This is a genomic window from Marinomonas sp. TI.3.20 (genome assembly GCF_038155025.1).
In the GTDB taxonomy this organism is placed as follows: domain Bacteria; phylum Pseudomonadota; class Gammaproteobacteria; order Pseudomonadales; family Marinomonadaceae; genus Marinomonas; species Marinomonas flavescens.
In genome coordinates this window covers 22,342-33,432 of record NZ_JBAKAS010000025.1, presented here as the reverse complement: position 1 = coordinate 33,432, position 11,091 = coordinate 22,342, and the positions used below count along the sequence as shown (strand labels likewise).

At 39.3% G+C, this 11,091-nt stretch carries 8 protein-coding genes and 3 tRNA genes; 8 read left to right on the top strand and 3 right to left on the bottom strand.

The window, feature by feature from the left end:
- Positions 1–522 precede the first annotated feature (522 nt).
- From V6259_RS17825 to V6259_RS17800, 6 genes are all read left to right on the top strand, one after another.
- Positions 523–1,815: an NAD(P)/FAD-dependent oxidoreductase gene (locus V6259_RS17825; protein WP_133011493.1), complete on the top strand. Its 1,293-nt coding sequence runs from the start codon at positions 523–525 to the stop codon at positions 1,813–1,815.
- Between the two features lie 122 nt (positions 1,816–1,937).
- Positions 1,938–3,104 carry a sugar diacid recognition domain-containing protein gene (locus V6259_RS17820; protein ID WP_341585669.1) on the top strand — a complete coding sequence of 389 codons (1,167 nt, stop codon included), beginning with the start codon at positions 1,938–1,940 and terminating at the stop codon, positions 3,102–3,104.
- Positions 3,105–3,515: 411 nt separating this feature from the next.
- Entirely contained in the window at positions 3,516–3,776 is a 261-nt protein-coding gene (locus V6259_RS17815; RefSeq protein WP_133011495.1) for a cupin domain-containing protein, read from the top strand.
- Between the two features lie 46 nt (positions 3,777–3,822).
- Entirely contained in the window at positions 3,823–5,307 is a 1,485-nt protein-coding gene (locus V6259_RS17810) for an aldehyde dehydrogenase family protein (RefSeq protein ID WP_341585668.1), read from the top strand.
- A gap of 708 nt (positions 5,308–6,015) precedes the next feature.
- Positions 6,016–6,276 carry a cupin domain-containing protein gene (locus V6259_RS17805; RefSeq protein WP_133011497.1) on the top strand — a complete coding sequence of 87 codons (261 nt, stop codon included), beginning with the start codon at positions 6,016–6,018 and terminating at the stop codon, positions 6,274–6,276.
- Between the two features lie 53 nt (positions 6,277–6,329).
- Complete coding sequence (locus V6259_RS17800) at positions 6,330–7,814, top strand: aldehyde dehydrogenase family protein (RefSeq protein ID WP_341585667.1); 1,485 nt, start codon at positions 6,330–6,332, stop codon at positions 7,812–7,814.
- A gap of 73 nt (positions 7,815–7,887) precedes the next feature.
- Here the strand turns inward: V6259_RS17800 and V6259_RS17795 are convergent, their stop codons facing one another.
- The 3 genes from V6259_RS17795 to V6259_RS17785 all read right to left on the bottom strand — a co-directional run bounded on the left by V6259_RS17795 (position 7,888) and on the right by V6259_RS17785 (position 10,585).
- A complete protein-coding gene (locus V6259_RS17795) occupies positions 7,888–8,721 on the bottom strand; it encodes a helix-turn-helix domain-containing protein (RefSeq protein ID WP_165942878.1) in 834 nt (277 codons plus the stop codon).
- A gap of 487 nt (positions 8,722–9,208) precedes the next feature.
- Positions 9,209–9,293: transfer RNA gene (locus V6259_RS17790), tRNA-Leu, on the bottom strand.
- Positions 9,294–9,358: 65 nt separating this feature from the next.
- Positions 9,359–10,585: an EAL and HDOD domain-containing protein gene (locus V6259_RS17785; protein WP_341585666.1), complete on the bottom strand. Its 1,227-nt coding sequence runs from the start codon at positions 10,583–10,585 to the stop codon at positions 9,359–9,361.
- Between the two features lie 214 nt (positions 10,586–10,799).
- Between V6259_RS17785 and V6259_RS17780 the strand changes: the two genes are divergently transcribed.
- A tRNA-Ala gene (locus V6259_RS17780) sits at positions 10,800–10,875 on the top strand.
- A gap of 72 nt (positions 10,876–10,947) precedes the next feature.
- A tRNA-Ala gene (locus tag V6259_RS17775) sits at positions 10,948–11,023 on the top strand.
- The last annotated feature ends 68 nt before the right edge of the window (positions 11,024–11,091 follow it).

Here is an 11,091-nt window from a genome sequence, read left to right as displayed (position 1 = left end):
TCAAACCTTCTTGGGTAGTGTTGCTAAGAATGTGTTAAGCCACTCACATATCCCAATGTTGATAGTGCCTTTGCCGGAGCTTTAAAGCTTAGCTTACGACTCTTATGACTACGCGTTAATCTGCGTTAATCTGCGTTGATCTACATTAGCCTCGTTATTATTTAAACGGGGCTTTTTTTATGTTAGGTTTCCTGCCTTTCATCTTGCTTATCTATCTACATTTCAAACCGCTGCAGGCTCTAGAAGTCATGTTTAGTGTCTATATCTTCTCGTTGTTTTTTTAGCTATTGCTATGGTCTAAAGGTGAGTTGTAGTGCCTTTCGCTCAACTTTCTTAGTGTATTTCATGAATAGAAGTGACAAAAATCACTGTAATAGAGTCCGTATTATTCATTTTTTATGCTCTTTTTTACTAACTAGCTTAGAAAGTGACGCGCAAATGACTAAGAGCGAATAATTTCATCAAATTGTTTTGCTACTACATAATTAACTATTCTGTTGATAACAAAAAGAGGAGTAAAAAATGAATCATCAGAAGCTGCATCCATCGCTATGGGCTGATACTGCGATTGCTGCGTCACCCCTAAATAAACTAAGTGAAAATACTCGTGCAGATGTTGTTATTGTAGGAGCGGGCATTACAGGATTAAGAACGGCTTTGGAGCTTTCTGAGAAAGGTTTGAATGTGGTTGTTCTTGAATCAAAAGAGCCAGGTTGGGGAGCTTCGGGAAGAACTGGTGGACAGGTTAATCCATTAGCCCACGACACGCCTGAGAAAATTTGCGCTCATTTAGGTCAACGAGCGGGTATGGGTGTTGTTGATGCATACGTTAATTCAGCGGATGAAGTCTTCGCTTTAATAAAAAAACATAACATTGAATGTGATGCTGAACAAAACGGCTGGCTTCGAGTCGCGCATTGTAATCGTGCAGTTAAGCAGTTGGAATCTATGTCAACGGCTTGGCAAAAAGTGGGTCTTGATATTAGCTATGTCGAAGGTGCTGAATTACATCGCTTAATGGGAACAAAAACCTATGGCACAGCTACGTTGACTCCTAAAGGTGGTTCGGTTCAGCCGCTGTCTTATACAAGAGGCTTATGTGCTGCAGCCACATCTCTAGGTGCGCGCGTTTTCAGTTATTCGCCGGTAGGTTCAATCCAGAAAAAAGGCAGTAGATGGTTTGTGAAAACAGACCACGGTAGTGTAGACACTGAGTGGGTCGTGTTTTGTACCAACGGCTATACTGATGATGTTTTACCTGGGTTGCAAAAAACAATAGTGCCTCTTGTTAGTTTACAGTCCGCGACAGCTTCTTTGCCTCAAGATGTGTATGACCAAATTTTACCTGAAGGTCATACTTACGCAGATACTCGCCGTGTTATCTATTATGGTCGTAAAATCAAAGATAACCGTGTTGTATTTGGAACCTTGGGTGTTACGGCTGATTGCAAAAGACCCAGTGATGTAAAACGTTTGTATGAAGGTCTTGCTGAAACATTCCCTCAGCTTAAAGGCATTGAGTTAACTCATCAGTGGGGTGGGCAAATTGCGCATACGCCAGATGTACTTCCTCATTTACATGAGCCTCAGCCAGGTATTCTTGCAGGGCTTGGGTACAATGGTCGTGGTGTTGCAATGGGGACTGTGATGGGTCGTATTATGGCGGAAAGAATTTTAGGTAAGTCCGCTGACGATCTTCAAATACCTGTTACAAATTACCGTAATGCACCGCTTCGTCATTTTAGCGATATTGCTGTTAAATTGGCGGTTCCTACTTTTGAAATTTTAGATGCATTTGAAAAGCGTTTTACTTAATTTTTATTGTGTCAGGCCTTATGTTTGTATCGAATATGAGGCTTGCATGTCAGTATTTAAAGTTGAGTAAAGGTTACCGTATCCACCACGTTATGACCCCGTTTCATTGAAGGCGATATTATATGTTTATTGATCAGCAGGCCGCTCAGAAAATAGTAGATAGGGCTATGAAGATTATTGGTCATAACGTCAATGTCATGAATCATTTGGGGGTTATTGTCGGATCTGGAGATCCTCTGCGCATTGGTAGCTTACACGAAGGTGCGTTACATGTGCTGAGCAGTCATTCAGAGGTGGGGTTTAGCGCTAAAGAGGCTAGTTTGCTTTCGGGCGTTCAAGGTGGCATCAATTTACCTATTGTCTGTAATGGTGAGACAGTGGGTGTGGCTGGTATTACTGGAGACCCTGATAAAGTTAGAAAATACGCAGATCTTGTGGTCATGACTGCGGAATTAATGGTTGAGCAGGCGGGGCTAACCGCTCAGGTTCAATGGGATAAGAGACAAAGAGAAGGGGTGATTGGTCGTTTAATTCAAGGTGAGTTTGAACGTGACTCCATGTTTGACGATCGAATAGAGCGATTAGGTATTGATCTTACCGTTCCAAGAATTGCCGTGGTCATTAAAATAATGGCGGAAGATGGTGGTGAATTACCATTGGAAAAAATGCAGTATATCCTGCGTTTATTGGATAGCTGTGATCCTGATAGTTTGGCAGTTATATCAGAGCCAACACAGTTAGTGGTGTTGCCAACTATTTCCATTCAAGATGGCGTTTGGAATGAAGATAGGACTCGCCAGCAATTATTTGAATTGTGTTCATCATTAAAAAAGCAAAATCATTTGAACTTTAAAGTCGGTCAGGGGCAGTATTTCCCATCTCTCGAAGGGTTGTCTAAATCTTATCGTAGTGCATTAAAAACATTAGACACAGGGCGAGTTTGTCGACCTGATCAACAGGTGTATTTTCCTAGAGATTTAGTCTTAGATATGATTTTAAAGCAGGTTCAGCCTACCTGGGAAGGTGAGCAACTGATAAGTGAATATCAGAAGCTTATAGTAGGCGATAAAAATGGTGTGTTACGAAAAACACTGATTACTTACTTTGAGCAAAACACCGATTTTGGGTTAAGCGCCAAGGCGTTGCATATTCATCGGAACACGCTGCGTTATAGACTTGATAAAATTGAAGGTATTCTTGGATTTGAATTGAGCAATTGGAATAGCCTTGTCCGTTTCTATCTTGCGTTTAGGCTTGATGATCTTTCTAATACGCTTTCTACGCGTTAAATATTGAGCTAATGTATCGTCTTTTCTAGTCTTGCTGTGCTCATCTATTGCTAGGTGAGTTGGCTCCTTCCTTTGCCGATTCCTTGATCAAGTGCTGATAATCGTGCTTTTTAAGTTCCTATGGTTAAAACCTTCCTTCGCTTCCTAGCTTTATTTATGTTCGTCGCTTCCTGCTGTACGGATTCTTTTTATTCATCTTGTTGTTTCTTCAGATTGATAGAGCTGAGGTATTAAATATAGTGCTTTGCGAATCAATCCATAGTTTTTATTTACGCTAGTTTAAGCGGCCAAGGGTAAGGTCGAGTAATGTGGTGATATTGAATAAAGAATTTTAGCCCATTATTATTTATGGTGACAAAATACAGTTTACGTTAGTAGATTATTTCATCTTGAAATTTATGGAAGTTAATAATGATTAAAATTGAAAAGCCAACACCATTACAGTTAGAAAAAGCTCAATCTTGGGAAATATGGGAAAAAGAACCTATTTCGTATTCTCATTACTACGATAAGAATGAAAGTTTCTATTTCCTACAAGGTGTTGCTGAAATAGAGCTTAAAGGTGGTGATACCTACACAGTAAAAGCAGGCGATTTTGTTACAATTGATGCTGGTGATCAAACCAATTGGGTCATCAAAGAAACGGTAAGAAAACACTTTTTGTTTTTTTAAGATATACGCTTGAACCAATAGTAACTATTTTCGATAGGGTAGCTCTATGAATACCGAATTAAATGTCACTGTAAAAGAATTTTTGAATAGCCCATTGCAGCATTTTGTAAATGGTCAATCTCATCCTAGTATTAATGGGAAGATGGGGGTTGTTACAAACCCAGTGACAGGTGAAACTATTGTTGATATTGCTTATGGTTCAAGCGAAGACGTAGATGCCGCAGCGCAAGCGGCATTTGACGCGACTAAAGTATGGGGAAAAATGATCCCTAGTGAGCGTTCTGCCATTATGCATCGTTTTGCTGATCTTCTTGAATCTGAAGTTCAGAATATTGCTGAAATAGAATCATTAGATGTTGGTAAACCATTAGAGAAAGTAGCTAAAGGCGATATTCTTTCTGGTATTGAGTGCGCACGTTATTTTGCCGATTTAGCATTAAATGCTGAATACGATACACAATTAGCCATTCCTAATATGGACGCTCGAATTCATCGTTCTGCGTATGGCGTTTGTGGTTTTATTTTCCCATGGAACTTTCCAATTCTTTTGTTTATGTGGAATGTCATGCCAGCTATCGCAGCAGGTAATACTGCGGTCGTGAAGCCTTCTGAAGTTACGCCACTATCAAGCTTATACGTTGCGCATCTGGCTAAAAAAGCCGGTATTCCAGACGGTGTTATCAATATTATTATTGGTGATGGTGTAAATGTGGGCAGTAAAATTGTTGAGCATCCATTGGTTCAGCGCATGTCTTTTACCGGCTCAACTCAAATCGGAATCATGGTCGCTGAAAAATGTGCAAGTCGTCCTATACCTTGTAAATCTGAGCTGGGTGGTAAAGGTGCAGCGGTCGTATTTGAAGACTGTGACCTAGATAAAACGGTATCAGGTTTGGTTGATGCGATTACTAAAAATACGGGGCAAACATGCTGTACAGCAACACGCTGGTTTGTTCACGCTGACATCTATGACGCTTTTAAAGCAAAAGCCGTTTCTATTCTAGAAAACATTAAAATCGGCTCAGGTCTTGATTTAGAGACTGAAATGGGTCCGCTTGTTAGTAAAATTCAAGAAGAGCGTATCTTGAGTTACTACAATAAGGGCGTGGCTGATGGCGCGAATCTTGTTTTTGCCGGTGGCAAAGTAGAATCTCCTGATTTGAAGGACGGTTACTTTGTGTCACCTTGCTTGATGGAAGGCGACACGGATAATGTCTGTTACCGTGAAGAGATCTTTGGTCCTACTGCTTACCTTGTTAAATTTTCTGATGAAGATAAAGTCATCGAAGAAGTGAACAACTTACAATACGGATTGGCGAACAGCGTTTGGAGTGCAGATAGCGAACGCTGTGATCGTGTAGCAGAGCAAATGGTTTCTGGTAATAGCTGGATCAATGCACATAACGTATTTGCTTACGGCCTACCTTACGCAGGCGTTAATCTAAGTGGTGTGGGCGGTGGTGTTAATAGCCCTGAGACCTTTTATGATTACTTGCGCGATCTAACGATTGCTAGACCGCTTAATAGCTAATTATTAAGGAAGTTAAGGTCGATATTTCGGCCTTAATTTCAAATCGTTTTGATCGCCTCCCAGTAAAACGAAATTCCCTCCGATCAACTCCTCTGCTTTTCTGTCTTCGATTATCAATATCTCTGAGTTTTTAATAGGCGCTTCTAACTATTCTAGCAGGTGATATTCGTTGATATAGTCTACTTTTATTGCAGGCCATATTAATAGTTATACTTAATTTTTGGTATTTATATCATACGGATTTCTGATGCTGTGCTGAGGTTATGTGCCAGCTCTACTTTCATCTCTAGCATCAATATACTCCCGAATTCAAGATCCAAAGATCGTTCTATTTTTTTTGTGTTGAATGTGTTTCAAGGTTTCTCTTTGTTAGGTGTTTACTTTGGATAAGGGATTCAATCAAGGGCGCTAAGCGAGCCTACCGCATCAGCTTTGTCTGTTTGAGTCAGGAAAATATCTTATGTATTTCTTATTAAGTCAGTTGCCAATAGAAAACGAGTTGCTTCGACTGTATTGAGTAATTAGTAATAAACTTATTCAATTAATTACAATTCTTTGATTATGCTAGTTTAAGCAGTTAAGGGTAAGAATGAGTAATGTTGTGATATTGAATAAACAAAATTAGCTCATTATTATTTATAGATACAGGATGAAGTTTACATTAGTAGATTATTTCAACTTTTAGTTTTTAGGTTATGGGATTTAATAATGATTAAAATAGAAGAGCCAACCGTTTTGCAGTTAGAAGAAGTTAAAGCTTGGGAGATATGGGAAAAAGAACCTATTACTTATTCTCATTACTACGATAAGAATGAAAGCTTCTATTTCTTACAGGGTGTTGCTGAAATAGAACTTAAAGACGGTGATACCTATACAGTCAAAGCAGGCGATTTTGTCACTATTTCTGCTGGGTCTCAAACCACATGGGTAATAAAAGAAACGGTTAGAAAACATTTTTTGTTTTTTTGATAATAAAGCCTCGAACCAGAACCAATAATAATTAATTACGAGAAGGTAGTTGCATGAATATTGAATTAAGCGCCACGGTAAAAGAATTTTTGAAAAGCCCATTACAGCATTTTGTGAATGGCCAATCTCATCCTAGCATTGATGGGAAAAGAGGATCTGTAACAAACCCAGTGACGGGCGAAGCCATTGCTGATATCGCGTATGGTTCAGGCGATGACGTAGATGTTGCTGTGCAAGCTGCATTTGACGCGACTAAAGTATGGGGAAAAATGACCCCTAGTGAGCGTTCTGTCATTATGCATCGCTTTGCTGATCTTCTTGAATCTGAAGCTCAGAATATTGCTGAAATAGAATCGCTAGATGTCGGTAAGCCGTTAGAAAAAGTGGCTAAAGGTGATGTTGTTTCTGGTATTGAATGTGCACGTTATTTTGCCGATTTAGCGTTAAACGCAGAATACGATAAACAATTAGCCATTCCTAATATGGACGCTCGAATTCATCGTTCTGCGTATGGCGTTTGTGGTTTTATTTTCCCATGGAACTTTCCAATTCTTTTGTTTATGTGGAATGTTATGCCAGCTATCGCAGCGGGTAATACTGCGGTTGTGAAACCTTCAATCGTGACTCCGCTATCAAGTTTATACGTTGCGCATCTGGCTAAAAAAGCCGGTGTTCCAGATGGCGTTATCAATATTGTTACTGGTAGCGGCGGAAATGTAGGCAGTAAAATTGTTGAGCATCCATTGGTTCAGCGTATGTCCTTTACTGGTTCAACCCAAGTAGGAATTATGGTTGCTGAGAAGTGTGCAAGCCGTCCTATTCCTTGTAAATCTGAACTGGGTGGTAAAGGTGCGGCAGTTGTATTTGAAGACTGTGACCTTGATAAAACGGTATCAGGCTTGGTTGATGCCATTATTAAAAATACGGGGCAAACATGTTGTACAGCAACGCGCTGGTTTGTTCACGCTGACATCTATGATGCATTTAAGGCAAAAGCAGTATCTATTTTAGAAAACATTAAAATTGGCTCAGGTCTAGATTTAGAAACTGACATGGGGCCAGTGGTTAGTAAAGCTCAAGAAGAGAGCATATTAGGCTACTACAACAAAGGTGTGGCTGATGGCGCGAATCTTGTTTTTGCCGGTGGCAAAGTAGAATCTCCTGATTTGCAAGAAGGTTACTTTGTGTCACCTTGCTTGATGGAAGGCGACACGGATAATGTCTGTTACCGAGAAGAAATTTTTGGTCCTACCGCTTACCTTGTTAAATTCTCTGATGAAGATAAAGTCATCGAAGAAGTGAATAACTTGCAATACGGATTGGCGAACAGCGTTTGGAGTGCTGATAGCGAACGTTGTGATCGTGTAGCAGAGCAAATGGTTTCTGGTAATAGCTGGATCAATGCACATAACGTATTTGCTTACGGCCTACCTTACGCAGGCGTTAATCTAAGTGGTGTGGGCGGTGGTGTTAATAGCCCTGACACTTTTTATGATTACCTACGTGATCTAACGATTGCTAGACCTCTTAATGACTAATCATTAAAAAAGCTAAGGCCGATATGTCGGCCTTAGCTTTAATTTTTTTGTCTATGGAGGATAAAAAATAACGTTAGTTTGTTAATAAAATGTCGGTAGGAGAGAGAGGAGGAGTGAAAATAGCCTCTTTTATATCATCCGAGATAGCGCTACTGTCAGTTGGGAACAAGTCACATTCATTAAGTTTCTGGCGAATATTTATCTTGTCACCTAAGTACTCATGCAAAACGCGAGAAGAAACAGGTTGATGTGATATGTCCGAAGTGGAGTAACACGTTATTCCTGATATGTTTTTATTCCCATGTTGATAGCTAGGCATCATTATTGTTTCTGAAATAGTGGACTTGAGTTTTGATTCAAGTTCAATCATGTAGATTCTTTCAGATACCATAAAAACCACACCATCATATCTAAATCTAGAAGACTTCTTTATAACGGGTGATTTAGAGGTTAGATTTTCCACATGCCAATAGTAAAAAAAACCATCTTTTTGGTATATTTTAATTAAAGATTTTACTATGTTTCCAGGGAAGCTCCCTGACAAAATATATCGGTAGTAATAGCCGCAGTATCTATCAAGTCCATGTTTTGATGCGTTTTTTAGAATGTCTATATAGGCAAAGATACCTTCTGGTATGTCGTCTATTTTTTTACTTTCTGTTACTGGGCTTATGATTTTTTTAAATTCGATAGGGTCTTTAATGATCTCTTCTTGGTCAACACCAAAAAAATCACATATCGTTTTCAGATTGCTATAGGAAGGGAAGGTGTTCCCATTAAGATAGCGATTGAATTGCTGTCTGTTTATGTTGGTTTTACGACAAACGTCTGAAATAGATTTGTAGTAACTACAAAGAGTCTTGAGGTTGCTTGAAAAGTTATTCGACTCATTGTTATTTGATGCCACTATGTATTCCTACCTGTTTAAATTTGATAATTTTGTATAAATGCACTCAATGGTTCAAGTTATAGACCTTCAAAGCTTGCTTTATACTTAGTCGTTTTTATTATTAACTCTTTTTATCTCTCTTGTGTCGTGTCTGTATGGGTCGATGTATTCCACTTGGCTCATCGCTTATGCTGATCTTAACAGACTATGACACTGATACTTTATCTAGACTTCTTATGGTGACTAAGCAGTGACTTTTCGATCTTTGCCTCGCTTTTATGCTAGCTTACGCACATCTTAGGTTTTTTCATACTCGTATTCTAATAAATATTTATCTACTTTCCTATTGAGCTAATATTTATGAGAAAGAGTGATGCTTTCTTTGGCGTCAGTACATTATTTCACTATGACAATGTTGAGGTGATGTGGAATGTTAAATAAAAGAGTTTGAATAATTAAAAGCAAAAAAAAACCTCGAAGCGTTAGCAACGAGGTTTTCTTATGTTGGTACCAGTAGGCGGACTCGAACCGCCACACCCGAAGGCAACGGATTTTGAATCCGTCGTGTCTACCAATTCCACCACACTGGCCTTGAAAAAGGTGAAACGTATTTTAGTTTTTTTTGCAGCCCTGTCAATCAATTAACGAAAAACAATTAATTTAAATGTTTCACTATGTTGTTTGCCCATAGCATAGCGTCTAAAAAATGACGATTGAGCTGTACTCTCTCTATTGGATCAATTTTCTGAATCTTGCTCCATTCCTGTTTTTCCACATATATGGTCTTTTGCAAATAGTTGCCAAGAGAGCCTTCTGATTTGAGGATCGCATCCATGACCTCTTGACTTAGAGCGATCTGATTTAATAACAATGTTTTTTCCATGGCGAAAAGGGCGTCAATGCCTGACATTAAGCCGGTCATAAAGGCGCTATCAGACAATGCTTTATTATCTGATTCTGCGATTAATTGGCAGCAACGAGCTCTTGTAAGAAGAATTTTAAAGAGAGCTTTGGGCTGTTTGGATGTTGATGTGAGTGTTATTAGTAACGCCCAGCGCTTTAGCTGAACTAAGCCTAAAAATATGACAGCTTCTTTAATGGATTCTATTTTTCTTGGAATGCCACTGACTGGGCTTTTTAAAATACGTAATAGTTGAAAAGACAGTGTGGGGTTTTGGGAAACCATGCTTGTGATGACATCAATGCCAATGTCTTTATCTTCTAGTGCGTTTAATAGCGTAATCGCACTTTGGGCAGCTGAGTCGATTTTCTTACCTTTGATAATTTCAGGTTTTTGTAGGAAGTAACCTTGGAAAAGATCGAACCCTAGTTGATGGCAATAATCAAACATGGCTTGGTCTTCGACTTTCTCAGCAACCAATACCAAGCCTTTGGCTTTGAGATCTCTGATTTTTGCTGAATAGTTTTGAGGGGGCGTGATTAGAACATCTATTTTAACGATGGAAACCCAAGGAAGAAGACTCTCGTATTCTTTATCAAATTGATAGTCGTCTAAAACAAAGCGATAGCCAGCTTGTCGCCAGTTTTTTACGGCTTCAATAAACTGTGGAGTGAGTTGCTGACCTTCTAAAATTTCTATGTAGACGGTATTTGGGTCGATAGGAAAAAAGGCGTCTGACAACATGAGATTGGTTGTCATGTTGATAAAGAAAGGTTTTCTTAACTGGGTTTCTAATTGAGTAATGCCGATACAAAGATTGACGAGTACTTGACTGGTGGCCATTTCGCCGTCTGATACATTAGCGTTTTGACTATCTTGCCCTCGAAAAAGTAGTTCATAACCAAACAACTCTTTAGATTTTTTAAAAATGGGTTGTTGAGCCATCATTAAATCGTCCAAAACATCAGGAAAATCGACCATACCTTTCTTTTACCCTATTGAATTAAGCGTATCGAGTGGATGTTATGTGCTAAATGTTAAACGAACAATATAGAAGCATAAATCAACTAGTGTCGGCAATTGTACGAAAGTACTAATGCCACATAAAATAGAGGTAGGCAATGTTTTGATTGAAAACAATGATTTAAATCTTGACACTTTTAGAAAGCGTCAATAAAATTCCGTGCTGTTTTGTGGGGCTATAGCTCAGCTGGGAGAGCGCTTGCATGGCATGCAAGAGGTCTGCGGTTCGATCCCGCATAGCTCCACCACAAAACAATCTCAGGACTTTTCTGTCCAGTGACGGCTTGCTTTATTATTGAATAAACACGCCAACGTCATCTGGGGCTATAGCTCAGCTGGGAGAGCGCTTGCATGGCATGCAAGAGGTCTGCGGTTCGATCCCGCATAGCTCCACCATCATTTTAAAATCACTTCGAAACTAAACTAATATAGCCTTCTTTTTTGATGCCTCGAAGGTTAGTCTT